Source organism: Sphingobacterium sp. BIGb0165 (genome assembly GCF_024810095.1).
Classification (GTDB): Bacteria; Bacteroidota; Bacteroidia; order Sphingobacteriales; family Sphingobacteriaceae; genus Sphingobacterium; species Sphingobacterium detergens.
In genome coordinates this window covers 298763-317522 of record NZ_JANUEB010000005.1, presented here as the reverse complement: position 1 = coordinate 317522, position 18760 = coordinate 298763, and the positions used below count along the sequence as shown (strand labels likewise).

At 40.3% G+C, this 18760-nt stretch carries 15 protein-coding genes; 5 read left to right on the top strand and 10 right to left on the bottom strand.

From position 1 onward, the window contains the following. Positions 1-32: 32 nt before the first annotated feature. On the bottom strand, positions 33-1709 hold the full coding sequence (locus M2408_RS13290) for an FAD-binding dehydrogenase (RefSeq protein WP_259182538.1): 1677 nt from the start codon (positions 1707-1709) through the stop codon (positions 33-35). Between the two features lie 299 nt (positions 1710-2008). On the opposite strand from M2408_RS13290, the gene M2408_RS13285 reads away from it, so the two are divergent. After that, on the top strand, positions 2009-2998 hold the full coding sequence (locus M2408_RS13285; protein WP_259182536.1) for an aldo/keto reductase: 990 nt from the start codon (positions 2009-2011) through the stop codon (positions 2996-2998). A gap of 97 nt (positions 2999-3095) precedes the next feature. On the opposite strand, the gene M2408_RS13280 is transcribed toward M2408_RS13285, so the two are convergent. The 3 genes from M2408_RS13280 to M2408_RS13270 are packed head-to-tail and all read right to left on the bottom strand — an operon-like array spanning position 3096 to position 5592. Continuing rightward, a complete protein-coding gene (locus M2408_RS13280) occupies positions 3096-4079 on the bottom strand; it encodes a Gfo/Idh/MocA family protein (protein ID WP_259182533.1) in 984 nt (327 codons plus the stop codon). 40 nt (positions 4080-4119) lie between these two features. After that, positions 4120-4602 carry a YdeI/OmpD-associated family protein gene (locus M2408_RS13275; protein WP_259182531.1) on the bottom strand — a complete coding sequence of 161 codons (483 nt, stop codon included), beginning with the start codon at positions 4600-4602 and terminating at the stop codon, positions 4120-4122. 30 nt (positions 4603-4632) lie between these two features. After that, a complete protein-coding gene (locus M2408_RS13270; RefSeq protein ID WP_259182529.1) occupies positions 4633-5592 on the bottom strand; it encodes an aldo/keto reductase in 960 nt (319 codons plus the stop codon). Between the two features lie 235 nt (positions 5593-5827). Between M2408_RS13270 and M2408_RS13265 the strand changes: the two genes are divergently transcribed. The 3 genes from M2408_RS13265 to M2408_RS13255 all read left to right on the top strand — a co-directional run bounded on the left by M2408_RS13265 (position 5828) and on the right by M2408_RS13255 (position 10234). After that, on the top strand, positions 5828-6868 hold the full coding sequence (locus M2408_RS13265; RefSeq protein ID WP_259182527.1) for a sensor histidine kinase: 1041 nt from the start codon (positions 5828-5830) through the stop codon (positions 6866-6868). Continuing rightward, positions 6858-7583, top strand: coding sequence for a LytTR family DNA-binding domain-containing protein (locus M2408_RS13260; protein WP_259182526.1), 726 nt, complete (start codon positions 6858-6860; stop codon positions 7581-7583). The genes M2408_RS13265 and M2408_RS13260 overlap by 11 nt, the downstream gene beginning before the upstream one ends. Before the next feature lie 125 nt (positions 7584-7708). Further along, entirely contained in the window at positions 7709-10234 is a 2526-nt protein-coding gene (locus M2408_RS13255; RefSeq protein ID WP_259182524.1) for a TonB-dependent receptor domain-containing protein, read from the top strand. 91 nt (positions 10235-10325) lie between these two features. Here the strand turns inward: M2408_RS13255 and M2408_RS13250 are convergent, their stop codons facing one another. The 3 genes from M2408_RS13250 to M2408_RS13240 all read right to left on the bottom strand — a co-directional run bounded on the left by M2408_RS13250 (position 10326) and on the right by M2408_RS13240 (position 12240). After that, positions 10326-11036 carry an HAD hydrolase-like protein gene (locus tag M2408_RS13250; protein ID WP_259182523.1) on the bottom strand — a complete coding sequence of 237 codons (711 nt, stop codon included), beginning with the start codon at positions 11034-11036 and terminating at the stop codon, positions 10326-10328. Between the two features lie 101 nt (positions 11037-11137). Beyond that, the gene (locus M2408_RS13245) at positions 11138-11515 is read right to left on the bottom strand and encodes a hypothetical protein (RefSeq protein WP_259182521.1); all 378 of its coding nucleotides are present in this window, start codon (positions 11513-11515) and stop codon (positions 11138-11140) included. A 158-nt stretch (positions 11516-11673) separates the two neighbouring features. Continuing rightward, a complete protein-coding gene (locus M2408_RS13240) occupies positions 11674-12240 on the bottom strand; it encodes a Crp/Fnr family transcriptional regulator (RefSeq protein ID WP_259182519.1) in 567 nt (188 codons plus the stop codon). A gap of 169 nt (positions 12241-12409) precedes the next feature. On the opposite strand from M2408_RS13240, the gene M2408_RS13235 reads away from it, so the two are divergent. After that, complete coding sequence (locus M2408_RS13235) at positions 12410-13249, top strand: AraC family transcriptional regulator (RefSeq protein WP_259182517.1); 840 nt, start codon at positions 12410-12412, stop codon at positions 13247-13249. Between the two features lie 84 nt (positions 13250-13333). Here the strand turns inward: M2408_RS13235 and M2408_RS13230 are convergent, their stop codons facing one another. The 3 genes from M2408_RS13230 to M2408_RS13220 form a co-directional block, all read right to left on the bottom strand. Further along, the gene (locus M2408_RS13230) at positions 13334-14920 is read right to left on the bottom strand and encodes a glycoside hydrolase family 16 protein (protein ID WP_259182516.1); all 1587 of its coding nucleotides are present in this window, start codon (positions 14918-14920) and stop codon (positions 13334-13336) included. 274 nt (positions 14921-15194) lie between these two features. Further along, positions 15195-17186: a hypothetical protein gene (locus tag M2408_RS13225; RefSeq protein ID WP_259182514.1), complete on the bottom strand. Its 1992-nt coding sequence runs from the start codon at positions 17184-17186 to the stop codon at positions 15195-15197. Positions 17187-17193: 7 nt separating this feature from the next. Continuing rightward, positions 17194-18717 carry a hypothetical protein gene (locus M2408_RS13220; protein ID WP_259182512.1) on the bottom strand — a complete coding sequence of 508 codons (1524 nt, stop codon included), beginning with the start codon at positions 18715-18717 and terminating at the stop codon, positions 17194-17196. Between the last annotated feature and the right edge of the window lie 43 nt (positions 18718-18760).

Sequence of the window (18760 nt, the reverse complement as noted above, 5' to 3'; positions counted from 1 at the left end):
GGTTTTGACGGCATTAATGAGAAACTACTGGGTTATTGGCGATGGGCTTTACCAGCAATATGTTTTCCCGCTTTCATCCCAGAAAAAATACAACCACCCAAAAATGTCCCTTCCAGTGCTCTGTACCCGTGCATACCACCGCCTCCAAAACCTGCCACCTCACCAACCGCATACAATCCTTCAATAGTATCATCATCCATCGTCAAAACCTGCGCATCAAGATTGGTTTTAAGCCCGCCCAACGTCTTACGCGTCAGCACATGGAGCCGTACGGCAATCAATGGCCCATTCTTTGGGTCCAATATCTTATGCGGAGCCGAAACCCGGCCTAATCTATCACCAAGATATTTCCGCGTACTACGGATATAATTGACCTGCGTGTCTTTAGAGAATTTGTTATCCAATTCCCGATCTCTTGCTACGATCTGTGATTCAATAGATTCATAATTTAACAGATCATCGCCAGACAGGAGGTTCATTTTGCGTACCAATTCCGACAATGTATCTGACACGATAAAATCGACTCCATTCTCCTTAAACGCTTCAACTGGACCAGGGGCCTTTTTACCAAAAATTCGTTTGAGGAAAAGTTTATAGTCCCTATTGGTGATATCTGGGTTTTGTTCCGAGCCGGAAAGTGCAAATTCTTTTTTAATGATTTTTTGTGTCAGAATAAACCAGGAATATGAATACCCGCTATCTTGGATATGTTTTAGCGTACCCAACGTGTCAAACCCTGGTAAGAATGGCGCTGGAAGTCTATTTCCTTTTGCGTCAAACCAAAGTGAGGAGGGACCGGGCAAGATACGTATACCATGATTGGGCCAAATCGGATTCCAGTTCTGAATACCTTCGGTATAATGCCACATACGGTCTTTATTGATCGTGTGTGCTCCGACTTCTTCAGCAATACCGATCATCTTACCATCCACATAGGCTGGAACTCCTGAGATCATCTGTGCCGGTGCTTTTCCCAATCGTTCAGGCCAATTCTTCCGGACCAGCTCATGGTTGGCTCCAAGTCCCCCCGAAGCAATGATAACATCTGGGGCACGATACTCAAATGTGTCGATGACATTTCTATTGGTCGCTGCCCCCCTTTGCTGATCATCAGCTTCTAAAATATCGCCGGACACACCTGTTACTGTGTTATTTTCCGTTATTAGCTTCGTCACACGATGCCTAAATTTAAATTGTAATAGCCCGTTTTTTTCGGCGGCATAAGCTTTTTCTATAAATGGCCCGACCACCCCTGTTCCGGTTCCCCAACTCACATGGAATCTGGGAACCGAATTGCCATGACCAGAAGCTCTGCCATCTCCGCGCTCGGCCCAGCCTACCATAAACATAAATTTAACACCTAGCTTGGTCACATACGCGTATTTCTCCCCAGCAGCAAATTTCAAGTAGGCTTGCGCCCATTGACGGGGCCAATAATCTTCGGCTCGATCAAATCCTGCGGTCCCTAACCAGTCTTGCTGTGCCAGTTCCAGGGAATCTTTGATTCCCATGCGGCGTTGCTGTGGTGAATTGATAAGAAATAGACCTCCAAATGACCAAAAAGCCTGTCCTCCAATATTTTCTTCAGTTTCCTGATCCAATAAAAGCACCCTCTTCCCAGCATTGGTAATTTCCATTGCTGCTGTTAATCCTGCCAGACCGGCACCTATAATGATGGCATCAGGTTTAAATTGTTGCTCTATTCGCATACTGTTTATATCAATGGATTCGATTTTCTTTAGGGCTTCTTGTACGTAAGTTCATTTTTGGTTCCCTTAAATTTAACTTTTCTCCTCTGATGTACAAAGAGAAATAAAATTCAACCTGTGAAAAAGGAATACAAACTATAATTAAAATGATACACAAATACAATTTAAATTATTTTAATGATATAAAATACTATTCTACCTTTGTTACATCACAAACTCAAATAATAATATTGAGTAAGTCACTCCTTTTTGATTAGATGAAAATATTCAGAGGGTAACAAAGGTTAAAATAACAAAATATGGAATACAGAAAATTAGGAAAAACAGATTTAGAACTTTCAGCAATTACCTATGGTGCTTTCGCCATTGGCGGAAATATGTGGGGTGGTAATGAGAAAAAAGACTCTATCGAGTCTGTTAAGGCTTCCATCGATCATGGAGTTACCACCTTAGATACAGCTCCTTTCTACGGCTTCGGTTTAAGTGAGGAGATGATAGGCGAAGCGATAAAGGGTTACGATAGGTCTAGAATTCAGTTGCTAACAAAATTTGGGTTGGTATGGGACGGAAGTAATCAAGGTAAAGGTGAAGGTGAATTTTTCTTTGAAGCCGAGGAAAAGGGTAAAACTATCCCTGTTTACAAGTATGCATCCAAAGCCAGTGTGATCAAAGAAGTAGAAAACAGTCTAAAAAGCCTGCAAACGGACTATATAGACTTATTGCAAATCCATTGGCCAGATAGTACTACGCCCATTACTGAAACAATGGAAGCTCTAGATCTGCTTTTACAGCAGGGAAAAATTCGTGCAGCGGGTGTAAGCAACTATAGTATTGAACAAGTTTCGGAAGCTCAGAACTCAATCCAAATCGCGAGCAATCAGGTAGGCTACAGTATGCTAAACCGAGGTATTGAACAAGATCTTGTGCCCTATGCACAACAGCATGATTTGGGCATTATTGTTTATAGCCCAATGGAACGTGGCCTGCTTACAGGCAAATACTTTAATGAAGGTAAATTAAAAGAAAATGATCACCGCAACGGCTACTTTCAGCAATTTGATCTCAAAAAGGTAAAAACTTTCTTAGATACCATTAGTCCGTTGGCAGCTGACAAAGGCGTCAGTCTTTCACAACTTGTGTTACGCTGGACCAGTCTACAACCGGCAATCACTGTTGTATTGGCAGGTGCCAGAAATGCTGAACAGGCTATTGCAAATGCAGAAGCTACAGCAATCGATCTCACAATAGACGAGCTATCATTTATCAATACTGCCTTGTCTAAGATTTAAGATATAGGCATAAAAAAATTACTCTTATAACAATACTCCTCTTCAGGATTGTTCTGTTATAAGAGTTGAAATCTATTGCTAACCGACCACTAGTCACTTATTTTATCTCAGCAAAACAACCAATGATTTTCATGAGGGTCAAAGCTTCTTCCATCGAAGCAGGGTTTGGCCCTTTACCTTCAAAAAAGGCAACTGTACTCGCAATCATTGGATATTGTATATGCTCAGGATGCTCAAATACAAATTCTCTTTCTCCCTGATCGGATCTTATTAAGATGGAATTGCCAAATATCGAAAAGGTGATTTTTCCCTGGCTACCTACAATTTCACAGCAATCTATGTTATCTTCTGATCGGACATTAAAACACCAGCTCCCGTTAAAGATGATCTGATTCTCAAACAATATGGTTCCGGTCGTTTGATCAGCAACAGCACTTGCAGCATCCTGAATTTGGCTAAATCCATCATAAGAAATAGGCGTTCCAAAGAAATACAGCATCAGATCCAATTGATGTGGTCCAAGATCAAAAAAATATCCCCCACCCGATATCGCTGGGTCTGTACGCCAGTCTGCTGCACCTTTAGTCACCAATTCCGGCGCCCGGCTCTGCCATAATCGAAGTTGGACGGTTCGGATATCACCTATCTGTCCTGCCTCTAGCAATTCTTTAACTTTGAGAAACAAGGGTAATTGTCTTCGGTAATGCGCAACGACGAGCTTGCCACTTGTTTTTCTAACAGCCTCTAGCAACAATGCGGCTTCATCCGCATTTAATGTAACAGGTTTCTCCACATAAACATTCTTTCCGGCTTCTAGCGCCTTCAATGCATAGTCATAATGCGAAGACGGTGGAGTCGCAATATAAATCGCATTCAATGCCGGATTGTCCAACAAGTCCTCGACCTTCGAATACCAATTGGTAACTTGGTGTCTCCGGGCATAATCGGCGGCTTTTGTAGCGTCTCTGCGCATGACAGCAAGTAATTGACTATCTTTAACCTTATTGAATGCCGGTCCGCTCTTTTTCTCTGTCACATCACCGCAGCCAATGATCCCCCATCTTACCTTTGTATTTTCCATTCTATTTTTTATGATCTAATCTTCCAATAAATCTTTTTTATCAGGGTTTTTCGCGCCCAATAAATCGATTGTTACCAAGCAAAAATCCAATTGCTTTTTCAATATTTTTACGCCGGCTGTCGTCGGTCTTTAAAAAAGAAATATAACGGATAATCTCTTTTCTTTTTGATGGTGCTAGACGGTCAAAGACAGTTTTGGCTGCTTCATTTTCTGCCAATGCCTGCTCAAGTTCGGGGTGCGGAACCAAGCTTCGGTCCGTCGGATCAAAAACAACGGATAATTCCAAGATTTCACCAATTCGTTTAGGTGAATTTGGCAAGATCTCCGTATTGATATACAGTCGCCACGCTCCCTGATAACGCAACAAAGTCTGTTTGTAATCTTTCCCATTTACCGTTCCTTTAATAGGTATATATCCCTTGTTGACACCAGCTTCTTCAAAGAGTAGATACAATACATCATCTGGGACAAAAACAAAGGGATTGATTCCTATTAGTTCAAGTTTAGCTTTAAAGACCGACATAGGCGTTGAAATTTACCATCCAGCAAAAAATTAAGTTGTAGCAAGAATATGTGCTATCTGATTGAGTTCCGAAGTACTAAAGCTCAAATTGTCGAGCGATTTTAACGAATCAGTCAACTGTTCACTGTTTCGTGCTCCGACCAAAACCGAAGTCAGGCGTTCGTCTTTCAATAACCATGCAATTGCCATCTGAGCCAGCGATTGTCCGCGTTGCAATGCAATTTCGTTCAAAGCAGACAATTTTGTTATCAGTTCGGGTGTAATTGCAGTACTCTTTAAAAAATGTTCTTTTGAGGCCCGAGACTCGGTTGGAATATTACCTTTTAAATATTTATTGGTCAGTAATCCCTGTGCCAAGGGAGAGAAAGCAATCATACCCACCCCCTCTTCATCCAACACGTCCAACAGCCCATCCTCTGGGTTACGCACCAACATCGAGTACTTCGGTTGATGGATCAGACAAGGGCATCTAAGATCCTGTAATATAGCAATTGCTTTCTTTGCTAAATCCGCAGGGTAGTTTGATAAACCGACATAGAGGGCTTTCCCCTGTCGTACAATATCACTTAATGCACCCATCGTTTCTTCGAGTGGTGTGTGCGGGTCAGGTCTGTGATGATAGAAAATATCAATATAGTCTAGTTTTAGACGTTTTAAGCTCTGATGAAGGCTTGCCATCAAATATTTACGGCTTCCCCAATCGCCATAAGGGCCATTCCACATGGTGTATCCCGCTTTGGTCGACAACAAAAGTTCGTCCCGATGTCCTACAAAATCTGAGCTCAGTATAGCGCCAAAATTTTGCTCCGCACTACCGGGAGGTGGGCCATAATTATTGGCGAGGTCAAAATGTGTGATACCATTGTCAAAAGCCGTACTTAGGGTCTGCCTAAACACTTCTTTCTGATCGATATCACCAAAATTTTGCCACAGACCAAGGGAAATAGCTGGAAGCTGGATACCACTTTTCCCACATCGCCTGTAAGGCATTATATTATATCGGTTTGGATTGAATGTCACGTTATCAAGTTTATGTGTGCAAAATACAAAACTATTTTGAAGAGTCTATGCAATTGCAACGGTCAATCTAATCGAAATATTTCGATACGAAACAATTTGAATTAAAATTTATACCAGTCCACTCAACAGATACCATGCTAGTATCACAAATATTTTTATATTTTTGACTATAGTCCAATAATAGCACAACTTTAAGAACGTCCCCATGATCAGTAGATTCTTTAGAAAATTCTATTTACATATTGTGATATGGATCATTCTGCTCTTACTGCCTTTTATTACCTATCTCTATCAACCTGATAAAATCGCAGATTTTAAAATCTATTCGGCACTATCCCATCTGGCCAATATCATCTTTCTGGCAAGCAATTTTTATCTTCATTGTTACGTTGTCGCACCGCGGTATTTCTTTGGCCGTCGAAAGATTTTTGTCCTCTTCATCGCGTTGGGGTTTATCGCTTATGTCCTGCTCAATTATGCGATCGTCTATTTCAATCCCAATGGAGAATTAGCTCATTTTAAAAAGGAGAATATACTATTTGTACGACTCGTTGTAGGTCCGGGAATTATCTACTCACTCTGCATGATCACTTCGTCCATGATCTTTCTTTATAATGAACAGGCCAGACAAAAGGAACTTAATAAACAAATCGCATTAGAAAAGACAACTGCCGAACTGACTATATTGAAACTTCAGATCAGTCCACATTTTTTATTCAACACGCTCAACAATATCCGTTGGCTGATCCGCAAACAGTCACCCGACTCCGAGGGGACAATAGTCAAGCTATCTGAAATGCTGCGCTACATCCTTTATGAAGTGGATGGACCGAAGGTCGAACTTTTCAAAGAAATTGATCATATGCGTAATTTCATTGCTTTACAAACATTAAGGCTTCCCATTGCGGGTGAAGTTGATCTAAAAATAGAAAGCACCCTCAAGAATAGAATGATCCCACCGCTATTATTTATTCATTTTGTAGAAAATGCTTTCAAATATGGAGTAGATAGTAAAAATAACCCTTACATACAGTTTCAATTCGTAGATATTCCGGGTGGGCTTATTTTTAAATCGGTCAATAAAATATTACAATATACCGAGCACCGGCCAAATGAAGGCATCGGATTGACGAATGTGAAACGACGATTACAGTTGCTTTATCCCAATCGCCATGAGCTCAAAATCAAAAGGACAGCAGACGACTATTTTGAAGTTGCACTCAGATTAATGACAGATGAAGATTAAATGTATACTCATTGACGACGAACCATTCGCGCTTAATTTGCTGGAGGACGATCTGTTGAGTTTTGACCAAATTGAAATTCTACAGAAATTTCATGCCCCTGTAGATGTTGTTGACTACCTGAAGAACCATTCGGTAGATCTCATTTTTCTGGACATCCAGATGCCGGAACAACTAGGAACACAATTTGTCAGGGATCTGGAAGATCCACCGTTAATCATATTCACAACAGCCTATCATCAATATGCTGTTGAGGGATTTGAATTAAATGCAGTAGATTATCTTTTGAAGCCTATTTCAAAAGAACGGCTCACGGCGGCGATTCGAAAAGTAGCAGATATTATGACACTACGCAACAAACAGATTGTTGAAAAAGACCATATTGTCGTGCATGTGGAATATAAAAAGACCAAGATATTTCTCCAGGAAATCAGTTATATTGAAGGTTTAAAAGATTATGTAAAAATCTATTTGGTTGACCGGCCGGTTCCACTGCTAACCCGGAGCAATTTACGTGGTATGGAAAAATTGTTGCCGTCAGGCAACTTCCTCCGAATACACAATTCCTTTATCGTCAACAAAAATAGGATCGAACATTGCACAGTTGCAAAACTTGCATTACCTGAAGTGGAACTGCCGATTGGCAAAAAATATGTCAAAAATATGGAGCAGTTTCAGACAAAAGGGCTAGTGAGCAAAGATAACGGCATTCGATAACAGCCATTCGTCTACACATTAGGCCCGTCGGTCTACAGATAATTGTGTAGAATAAAAATCATTTACAAATTTGCTTGGGGTCAATTTGTCCAACACCGGCTATTGATCCGTATAGCAAAGAAAAAATGAAAAAAATTATAGCAGCACTCTTATTGGCAACCGCTGTTGCCTCATTACATGCCCAAACAGCTCCCAGTGGCCGTCCCAGCAATTTCTCTGTCACTGAAGGCAAACTTTCCGGTCAACTGATAGACCTTCAGGGCAAACCAATCGCACAGGCTTCTGTCAATCTGCTACGGGTGATCCATGATCAGTCTACGGACAAAGAGCGGGAAATCTTATTCAAAAGCACGAGTTCGCTTGAAAATGGAAAATTTAGTTTTACGGCACTATCCACCAAAGACAAATGGAAGTTAAAAATAAGCTCAGTAGGTTACACCGCTAAAGATATTGCAGTCGAGTATGGATCTGATAGCAAAGTTTTGGATAAAGATCTTGGTGCTATCACATTGGAAAATGATAATCGAAAGCTAGACGAGGTAACGGTCACTGGTCGTAAAGCTTTACTTGAAATGGATATCGACAAAAAAGTATACAATGTAGAAAAGAATATTGTAGCAGCGGGTGGTACTGCCATCGATGTTATGCGCAATATGCCTTCTGTACAAGTTGATATTGATGGGAATGTCAAGCTCCGGAATGCTGCACCAACTATTTTTGTAGATGGCAAACCGACAACACTAACGCCAGACCAAATACCTGCTGACGTGATCGAAAAGATCGAAATCATCACCAACCCCTCTGCTAAATACGATGCTTCGGGGAGTATGGCCGGAATTTTAAATATTATCCTGAAAAAGAATAAAAAAACAGGTTACAATGGTATGGTTACCCTTGGAGCTGATCGCTTTGGCGGAACCAATTTTATGGGAAGTCTCAATTTGCGTCAAAACAAATTCAATATATCCCTTACAGGAATGAATATGCGTATGCGGACAAATACCGAAGGTGATAGCTATCGGAACAGCACAATTGGTGGCGTTAATTCTGAGGTTAACCAGGATATCGAAGGAAAAACCAAGGGAATGATCAGCTTTGGAAGACTCGGGTTAGATTATGACCTTAGTCCCCGCACGACCGTATCTGTTGCTGGAATCTTTGTTGAAGGTAAATTTCGCCCCAATGAAAACACGATGATAACGACGGAAACGCAAGGCAATAGCAATAGAATTTCAGAGTCCGAACGTAGTTTCAAACCTAGGGGTTTACAGGCAGGTCTTGTTCAGAAATTCAAAACCGAGGGTGAGGAATTGACCGCGGACTTCAATTATTTCGGTGGAACAAACAAATCTAACGGCACTTACACCACCAATTATTTAGATAACAGTGGAATCATTGGTTCACAGATCCAAAAGAACAGTGGATCTGGCGACAATAAATTTATGACCGTACAGGCAGATTATGTTAAACCATTCAAAAATGGGATGAAACTTGAGACGGGAGTTCGTGCACAAATCAACAAGCTCAAAAACCTGAATAGCAACACCCTTAAAGCCCGCGATGACGATGAGTATAAAGATATCAGTGCTGCGTCAGCCAATTACGACAATAAGAATACGGTCTATGCGGCTTATGCTTCACTTGGTGGCAACCTTAAAGATTGGGTATCTTATAAAGTCGGTTTACGTGTCGAGAATTCCACCTATGACGGTGAACTAATCAACACAAATCAAAAATTCCACAACAACTATCCGGTCAGTCTCTTTCCTTCACTTTTCCTGAGTAAGAAACTGACAGAGAAAGATCAGTTACAGATGAGTGTCACGCGTCGTGTCAATCGTCCCAACTTCTTTCAGTTAATTCCATTTGTTGATTATACAGACAGCTTAAATATTACTCGTGGTAATCCGGACCTCGTCCCGGAGTTTACAACATCAGGCGAATTGTCTTATAGCCGAACACATGGTAAAGGGACCTTCCTGGCTTCATTTTATTACAAATATACCACGAACCTGATCACCCGATACCTGACACAGGAGCTCAATCCCATTACGGACAAAATGGATTTCATCAACACCTATATTAATGCAAATTCCAGCAAAAACTATGGTGCAGAGTTCACCTACACCAATAATTTAAAAACATGGTGGGATCTGACAGCTGACCTCAATTTCTACAATTCAAAAATTGAAATCGATGACAAGACACCATCAGAAGGTATGTGGACCGTATTTGGAAAATTGAATAATACGTTCAATTTGAAAAAGAACTGGAACCTTCAGCTCGCATTTGAATATCAAGGAAAAACAAATATGCCGGTCACACAAAATCAAACCTTTGGCCCGCCGATGAATCAGGCCCAAAGTTCCTCTCAGGGGTACATTAAGCCTTTTTATGGGATCGATTTTGCCATCAAGAAGAGTTTCTTGAAAAATCAGGCTGCTTCCGTGACATTGGCGGTAAACGATATCTTTAGAACCCGTGGAAATACCATAGTCTCTTCGGGTGATGGTTTCTACCAAGAGTATTATCGTCTCTCCAATCCGCAGCTTGTCAAATTGAACCTATCTTATCGTTTTGGCAAAATGGACATGAACATGTTCAAGAAAAACAAAAACCAAAATTCCATGGAAGGTATGCAGATGCAATAGACACTTGCATTTAAACGATATATTAAAGCAGAAAGAGACCGATTGGATGGTCTCTTTCTGCTTTATTTCATTTTATACGAACTTAATTTCATTAAACCACCTGACTTGGGATATTATATTTTTCTATAATGGGTACAATTTCCAGTAGATCATCAATCACGTAATCCGGATTAGCTGATTTTAGCTGATTAGCATGATGGGCTCCTGTCGTAATGCCAATGCTTAAAGCACAACCAGCATTCTGACCCTCCTTTATATCAATAATCGAGTCCCCTATTTTCACTACTCCTGTGGGGTCTGTTATTGCAAAATTTGCTCTTGCAAGATCGATCATATCCGGATAAGGTCTATTTTTAGTTACATCGGATGCTGTGATCAATGCATCAATATCTTGACCTACAACCCAATTAAGTTTTTTCAAAAGAGATTCCGCTGTTTTGCGATCATATCCCGTATTTAATACCCGAAGTATACTCATCTCTTTCAAAATCGCAAAAAGTTCATTGGCATTTGAATTCGGATAAATTTCTGCTACTTCATAGGCGTTTTCAAGTGCTTGCAAAAATGATTGGAACATCTGCTCAGCCAATTGATCGTCAACAATATTGAGGCAATTTTTTAGTACAGTCTTAATGGCCTGTAACTTTTCTTTGCCAGCTCCGTGTTCCAACACTTCTGTCAATGTAAGTTGATAACCACCAATGTGATTTATCACCTGTTGAAGTGTCTTGTAAACTATATTATCCTCATTTACAGTAGTACCTGCCATATCAAATACCACCATCTTGATCGCTTCTCTCATTTATTCACTATTAAATGTTTAGCAAAAATAAAATATTGTTAAATAAAACTAAACTTTTCAATATTAACTTATTGCTATATTTAAGTTAAGAAGAGCGTAAATTAACGTAGCGCAAAATAATAAGTCCAGCCGATCAGCAACAGTTGAAATGGAATTCTAAACCACAGATAGCCTGGGCCTTTTCCATCAAAAGTCGCAGTTTCATAGTTCAGGTGCCTCATACTCGCATATATATTTGTCGGTAGTATCAGTATAAAAAAGACAATTAAAAGCATCCCTGTAAGACGACTTAAAGATGGTATAAATAAACCGAAAGCCCCCATGACCTCCAATAGTCCGGTCATATAAATCATTTCTTTTTTTAATGGGATAAAATCAGGAAGCATCAACACCATGCCTTTTGTGTAGATGAGGTGTCCAAGGGAGGTAAACAATAATGTGGCAGCAAGCGCTATTTTTCCAGCCAAATGGTAATCCATATCGCCCTTTTTCCAGCCAAATGGTAATCCATATCGCCCTTATACTGTCGTATAACTAAATTGCTGATGAGAAATACTGTAAGTAAAACAAAAAGTGGTTTCATAATCTTTTTTATTCAAAGTTATGGGCCTTTCTATTCCCTATCAATGAACAATTGTTAAGAAATTTCCCTCCGGATTCTGCTTAGCGATTGTGGTCTAATCCCAATATAAGATGCCAAGTATTTAAGGGGGATATTTTTAATTAACTCAGGCTGTTCCCGCACGAGATTGACATACCTCGTTTTGGCTGAATCTTCGAGTAAGGTAAATTCACGTTTCATTTTCTTCAAAAAGATATCTTCGATAGCCTTTCGTCCGATAAAATTCCCCACCTCTGTCGTTTTATACACGGTATTCAGATCATCATAAGATATCCGCCATAAGACACAATCTGTAATCGCTTCAAGATTATAGGACGATGCAGTTTGGGTCAGGAATGAATCATAGGCACTCACAAAGGAGTTTTCAAAAGCAAACCCAAATGTAAAATCATAATCTAATTTTGGAATATTGAACCGGACAATCCCCCTTTCAATAAAGGAAAGATAGCGCTCGGTTTTACCCATTTCCAGAATCAGTGATCTTTTCGGAAAAACTGCCTTGGTAAGCATTGACGAAAAAATATCCCAGTCCTCCGCCTCCATCGCAATGAGCGAGTCAAAATAATTCTTGATTTTATCCATGCTATCCAAATTTTAAAACAAGATAAAAACTTCTGGTCAATACATATCTCAAAAACACCTTTTTCTGATACAGAAAATAGAAAGAGCAGGATAAAACGTGACTATTCAATTTTATCATTCTTTTTTTTTATATACTTGGATAACACATAACCCTATTTAACCTAAAAAAATGTTTGAAACAGGTATCGTCAAAAAAAGTGGAGATCTAAAAAAAGATCATGAGACGCTCTATACCGAATGGCAGGGACGGCTCTATAGAACAAGAAATTTTCAGAACGATGAATTTATTATCACTCTGTCCGAATCAAAAAGAGGTGCCCACCATATTGATTTGGAAAAACACATCATGCGGGGATATCAGCTACATCTTGTTTTTCCTGGACAGCGAAGCCATTTCAGTATTTTGGATTATACGTTTACCTATCAACTTAAGATTTCCAAGATAAATTTTGAAAAGGTTTGTACTGCATTACGTTTTAGCCAACATTTATACAGGGTATACCCTGTGCAAGATCTTACGCAATCGGAATTTGAGACACTCCTCTATGAGTTAAGGAATATCGGGAATGAATTGCATATGGATCGACCTCTACTTGAAATCATTTGTTCACGGGCGCGTATCACCTTACAGGAAATCAGTAGGATTTTAGAGAAGCGTATCAGTGATATTAATTTATTTAGAATACCATCTGTTTTATTTGAATTTTTGCAGCTTGTAAAGCTCCATTACAATAAAGAGCATAACGTCACATTCTATGCAAAAAAATTAAATGTAAGTCCAGATTACCTCGCGATCCTGACACGAAATCATCTAAATGTAACACCGACAAAAGTAATCAAAGACGAGATATTGGCAGAATCCAAGCGCCTATTGAGTCTCGTACCCATTACAATCAAAGCTGTCATGTATCAACTTGGGTTTGAAGATCAGGCCGTCTTTACTCATTTTTTTAAGAGCTTAACTGGTATGTCACCAACTGAGTTCCAAAAGAGCACAATAACCTTTTAACAAAAACAGGCTCCATGTATTGATTTTTATTCAACTACATGGAGCCATATTTCCATTATTATGGTAGGATAAGTTTCAGTTATTTTATTTCTTCTTTACTGTGATATTATCTAAATATATGGTCTCTTTACCTGTGTTCGTAAAAGCTATTCGCACTATTTTTTTATTTGGTTTGATTTCCTGACCAGTCACAAAATTAATTTCTTGTTTTTTACCTTTCTTACCCAACTCCAGTGTCTGTTGCTTTAGATTCGACAGTTCTCCGGTCACAACCTTTACATCGTCTACTGCTACGGCTATACCGCCACCTCTGCCCCAATACCTAAGGTTAAATTGTTGCGCTGGGTCCAGATAAATGTATTGTTCTATCTTTTTCCCTTGAGCAAGTACAAGAGCCTTACTCCCCTTTTCACCTATGCCCTCCTCAATCGTACCTTCTCCTTCCCAGGGCTTGAGACCAGCTTTTCCCTCAAAATCGGGATTAGGGAGCTCATTTCCATCACGCAAAGGCCAGTTATAGGCACGGATATAATCGACCTCCATATTTACCCCACCTTCGGAACCGTATGCGCCTAAAAACACATTCATAAAATGGTTGGGTGAGTAGATTTGATTTTTATTGTCGTACTCTTTAATTAAATCACCATTGATATAATGTTTAATACTTGTTGGAGCCCACAACACACCATGGGTAACCCACTGGCCTACATGCTCATATCCTTCGGCAATATGTGTGGCAAGATTACGTTGAAATCCCCCTTTCGCATCGACATGTCCGTGGATGACAAATTGAGCCGTGATATATTCAAACACATCTATTTCAAACAATTGGCCTTTTGGACGTATTCCTTTTATTCGTTCAACCTCGGCTCCCTCTTGAAGATAGTAACGAATATCTGGTCCTGGTGAATCGAACCAAAATGCAGTATTTGTTCCTTTCGGGTTACCTTGACGATTGCGTCGTACTTTTACCTCAAAATAACCACCTTTACTATTGTCCAACAGGTTTTCATTCGTTTTCCAATCATAAGTCTGAATGGACGAAATCTTTTGGTTTCCACCTTCTGTAAAGATTCGCTTTGGTATGGTATCATTCACATAGAGGTTAATTGCAGATCCGTCAAGCGTATAGGCAGGCTGGGGTAATTGATTCTGTAACATTTCCTGCTTTGACTTTTCATTTAGATAATTCAATGAGGAGAAATAATTGGTGGTCCATTTATTCCGGTTTAAAAGTCGATCATTAAACTCGTCCTGCCAAAAAACTTCCATACCGACAGGAACAACAGCTGAACTTGGATTTCTTTTCTCTTCCTCGAGCTCGGTATCATCCAAAGTCCAACTTTTAGAGGTATAGGACTTCCCTTGCGCCAAAGGCTTGCCAGCTACAGATTCCACCCAAACATAATAGGTTGTCTCGGGATCAACCTGCTGGATATAATAGCGTTTGGTACCCTCCGCGAGTACCGCATTGGCAACAGCAGGCTTCCTATGCGTCTTTGACCAGAACAGCTTGGCTCCCGAAAGATCGTTCTTTCCATCTTTCATATCAAGTCGTATCCAACTTCTTGTTCCCAACAATCGTAATGGAGCATCGGACTTGGTCGTTTGCGCTGACAATAATAGAACGGACAACATTTGAGCTGCCGCCAGTGATATATATTTTTTCACTTTATCTTATTTAAGTACTCATTTACTTTAGCAATACGATAATAATGAGAATTATTAGCATTGACAACTCCGATCAAAACGCAACCGTTTGTTTAATTTAGCAGCACAAAGGTGTAAATTCCATAGTACTTTTCTACAAAAATGTCGATGGCTCGCTATCCGCGGAGTACATGAAACTAGACGGACATGGAAAGATATACAAGATTTCGGCCCATTATAAGGGCATGTAATTAAAAATAAATTGCTACAGGACGACCTGTAGCGATTTATTCGCTTAGTTTAACGTGATACTGATAGCTTGGTTCTTTAAAATCGTTTTTTGAATTGTCGTTCCATCTTGTTGTTTCACAACAAGGAACTCTTGTTTGCCTCTCCGAACTACTTCAATATCAAACACACGGTCAAAGGCTCTTATGCGCCTAAGTCGCATATACTTCCATTCCTTTGGTAGACTGGGATTTATGCTGAACTTGCGTAACCCTGTGGGTACAATATGAAATAAGCCCTCTGTTATGACACGACAATAAAGGGCACTCTCGGCACTTAAATGTCTTTGTCCACCCTCAGGCCAAGCCTCAACTGGATAAGGGACGTGATCACCCAAAAGGCGCATCGAAGAGTAATATTTAAAATAGGGAAGCGCTCTTTCCGTCGCACCCGTCATAAAAAATCCCTTAAAGGCATACAATGTTGCTCTATCCCAGAATACCTTATCTCCGGATTGTGTCAGGATACCATTATTGGTCCAAAGATATTTTGACAACAATGCATCGATTGTTCCGGCACTCCGCTCGGTAATGCCCATGGTCATTGGCAAACATATCCAAGCCCTTAAGATGCTATTTCCATCATAATAACGATACGTGGAGTATCCCTGCACGTCGGTTCCAAAGTACCTAACAATCGCACTCCGAAGTTCTCCAGCACGCTGTAGGTATAGTTCTGAAAGATCATCCTTACCCAACTCACGGGCCAGATCCGCAGCACTTCGATAAGCACCATAAGCAATACTATTCGTCGACAGATTAATCTTTCCTGCCGGAGCTCTGCCTTCCAATTCGTCACTGTCTGAGCGGTATACGCCCTCATCTGTCTTCTGTCGCTCAAGATACTCAAAACACCAATGAATCAATGTCCACAGCTCGGTAGCGATATCTTTCTTACCCAATGCCAAGGCATAACGCGATGCCCCGTAGGCAATCATCGCCATATCCCCCCTATCTTTTGCTCCATTCCAATAACTGTCACCTTCAGCAACTATTGAACTGGGAATCGGTTTATAATCTGAGTTCATAAAACGGGCAAAATGACGGAAGGAATTAATAGCACTTTCATTGCCGTTGCGATTGCCTAAAAATGGGAAGAAAGGATTGGCATATTCAGCCTGATCATTTGCCCATATCGCGGCATAGTAGCTTAGGCCCCCAGGACCATGCATTAATCCGCCCTTTGTATCATAGATACTTTCTGTTGCACGAATCTTCGCAAAGGCAAATGCGGTATTGATCGTATCATTGGGTGTTTCCAGAATAAGATCACCAGCTAAACTTTTCACAAAATCCTCCCTTTTCCCTAATTCATAGGAGGGCGAATACTGATAAGCTGGTTCGGTAATTTTCTTCCCTTCATACACAATATTGAATTGATAAGACTGTAGTGGTTCAAGTTTAGGAACGACGCTGTCTCTTAGTAAAGCCTGCACGACATATTGCCCATATACACTTTTTTCAGGGTCGGAATAGAATTTTGAATACTTGTTAATCAGATCAATCTGCAAGGGTTTATTCCCTCTATTAACCAACTTAACCTGCTCAATCAAAACAGGCTTATCAACTGCGGGAAATAAGGTCCGCTGTATTTCCAATGGAGAATTCGTTTTTGAATAAACACATAATTTTCCATCGAGCCCAAAGCTCAACGGATACTCGTCGACCACTACCCCATCTACTTTTATCAATAAAGACTTATTATCTTGAAAGGGTACGGTTAGACTTGCATGTGTATTGTTAGGAATTGTTCGCAGCATGGGAAATACGATCTTTTTGTCCAATAAGAGGCGACCATTGCGAACACCATAGTAAACGACAGCAGCGGTTTGTAAACCTGCCATTTCAATATGATCCTCTTGATTCTCTCCCTCTCTAACCTTCCATTCAATCCTATTCCCTTTCAATAACGTCCATTTTTTTGAATTTTGAGCTAACGATGAACTCCACTGCAGTAGGCTAATTGCAACAACACCCCAATAGTATAATTTAGTTTTCATGATTTATCTATAATTGAGTCGTTACACTGTATTGCTTATCTCCCATAATCTTCACTACGATATAACTGTAGGTAATGCCATTTTTTTCGCCAATGCTACTTTTAGTCTTCTTACCATTACAGTAGAGATAAGGATGACTTCCCTGAAAACCAGCCTGCCAATACTGTACCGCTTCTCCTCCTGTGTAAGACAAGATCGTTTCCGATACAGCACGTTGCTCCACAGTATACATTCCCCGGCCAATCTTGACATTCGACACTTTCACCCGACCAAGTTCTTTTGGAAGATGGGAATAGGTTTCTACAGCGTTACCTTTCACTCCGGGATTAACGCCCATCATATCCTGTACAATATTACTGACCAACACAAAAGAAACCTCAGGGTAATCGCCATTGTTACCAGTCAATGTTGCCATGGCATGCACTGTATTAATTTTTGAAATAATGTATTTCAACCATTTCCAGCCACGCTCATTCTGCCCATATTTAAAAAATAGCTCCGGCACATAGGTAATTGCTTCTATATTTTCGGGTAATCCTTCTTTGGAGCCGAGCTGTTCATCGATATAATTCAAATACTTCAGATGTCTGTCCGATCGTGGGTCTGTAATTTCTTTCAAGGGAAGAAACCAGGAGTTCTCCTTTCCCCAACCAGCAACAGGGAGCTTATTCTTATCGTAGCCCCGATTATACAATTCTTTATTATCGACTATCCCCCATTCCTTATTAAAATAGTTCCACAATGCTTTGGCCTTTTCGTTATAGGTCATGGCCTGGATGTTGTTGCCACTTAATTCTGACAGCTTTGCGAAAGCCAAATAAGCTTGATATTGACTCCCGATACCATCGCCTGCTTCAATCAAAGTCTGGTCACGATGTTCATTATAGGTGGCGGTACCTTTGAAGATATTGCCCGAGCCATCACTCTCTGCAACACCGTTCGGGTTTTTAAGATCATGCGCTAGCACGAAGTCACTTACAGCTTTAGCATTGAATTGTCTTAATGCGGAGTCGGTCAGATAACGTTTATCTTTGGTCCAGTCATAGAGCTGAGCATTCTTTTCCACCAGTTCAAAAACAGCTGGAATTTCGCGCACAAAGTTATCGTCGTTTTTATAATCTAAGGTGTAAGGTGTCCCATCAAAATTAATAGCCCATAAAGGGAACCATTTTCGGCTAGGGGTAGCACTCGCGGCAAAAGCACGGAGCATAGTGAAATTTTCAGCTTCCAGTCCTAATAAATGAGCTCCAATCGCTTGATGACAAAAATCACGTGAATAGAACGCAGTGCGCAAAGGATAGCCTGCCCAATAGCTAGGTAAATAAGAAACGGTAGCTGACTCTTGGTTTTTCTGATGGATATTGACAGGCCCTCTTTTTCCTGTAACAACAAAAGACCGCGCTTTCTGTGTTGCCCACACAAAGATGTCGTTTAGCTCTTTATGATCTGTATCAATGGAAATATCATTTTTTTGCGCGAATAAACTTACAAAAAATAGGGTCTGCAGGGCGAGTAATAGGATCGCTTTCATAAGGATTAGCTTTTAATGAACCCAGGATCTGTACATGACAGAC

What these genes read in the sequence shown, in the direction of transcription:
- M2408_RS13290 (WP_259182538.1), bottom strand. Translation starts at nt 1,709, where the DNA reads ATGCGAATAGAGCAACAATTTAAACCTGATGCCATCATTATAGGTGCC.
- M2408_RS13285 (WP_259182536.1), top strand. Translation starts at nt 2,009, where the DNA reads ATGGAATACAGAAAATTAGGAAAAACAGATTTAGAACTTTCAGCAATT.
- M2408_RS13280 (WP_259182533.1), bottom strand. Translation starts at nt 4,079, where the DNA reads ATGGAAAATACAAAGGTAAGATGGGGGATCATTGGCTGCGGTGATGTG.
- M2408_RS13275 (WP_259182531.1), bottom strand. Translation starts at nt 4,602, where the DNA reads ATGTCGGTCTTTAAAGCTAAACTTGAACTAATAGGAATCAATCCCTTT.
- M2408_RS13270 (WP_259182529.1), bottom strand. Translation starts at nt 5,592, where the DNA reads ATGCCTTACAGGCGATGTGGGAAAAGTGGTATCCAGCTTCCAGCTATT.
- M2408_RS13265 (WP_259182527.1), top strand. Translation starts at nt 5,828, where the DNA reads ATGATCAGTAGATTCTTTAGAAAATTCTATTTACATATTGTGATATGG.
- M2408_RS13260 (WP_259182526.1), top strand. Translation starts at nt 6,858, where the DNA reads ATGAAGATTAAATGTATACTCATTGACGACGAACCATTCGCGCTTAAT.
- M2408_RS13255 (WP_259182524.1), top strand. Translation starts at nt 7,709, where the DNA reads ATGAAAAAAATTATAGCAGCACTCTTATTGGCAACCGCTGTTGCCTCA.
- M2408_RS13250 (WP_259182523.1), bottom strand. Translation starts at nt 11,036, where the DNA reads ATGAGAGAAGCGATCAAGATGGTGGTATTTGATATGGCAGGTACTACT.
- M2408_RS13245 (WP_259182521.1), bottom strand. Translation starts at nt 11,515, where the DNA reads ATGGATTACCATTTGGCTGGAAAAATAGCGCTTGCTGCCACATTATTG.
- M2408_RS13240 (WP_259182519.1), bottom strand. Translation starts at nt 12,240, where the DNA reads ATGGATAAAATCAAGAATTATTTTGACTCGCTCATTGCGATGGAGGCG.
- M2408_RS13235 (WP_259182517.1), top strand. Translation starts at nt 12,410, where the DNA reads ATGTTTGAAACAGGTATCGTCAAAAAAAGTGGAGATCTAAAAAAAGAT.
- M2408_RS13225 (WP_259182514.1), bottom strand. Translation starts at nt 17,186, where the DNA reads ATGAAAACTAAATTATACTATTGGGGTGTTGTTGCAATTAGCCTACTG.
- M2408_RS13220 (WP_259182512.1), bottom strand. Translation starts at nt 18,717, where the DNA reads ATGAAAGCGATCCTATTACTCGCCCTGCAGACCCTATTTTTTGTAAGT.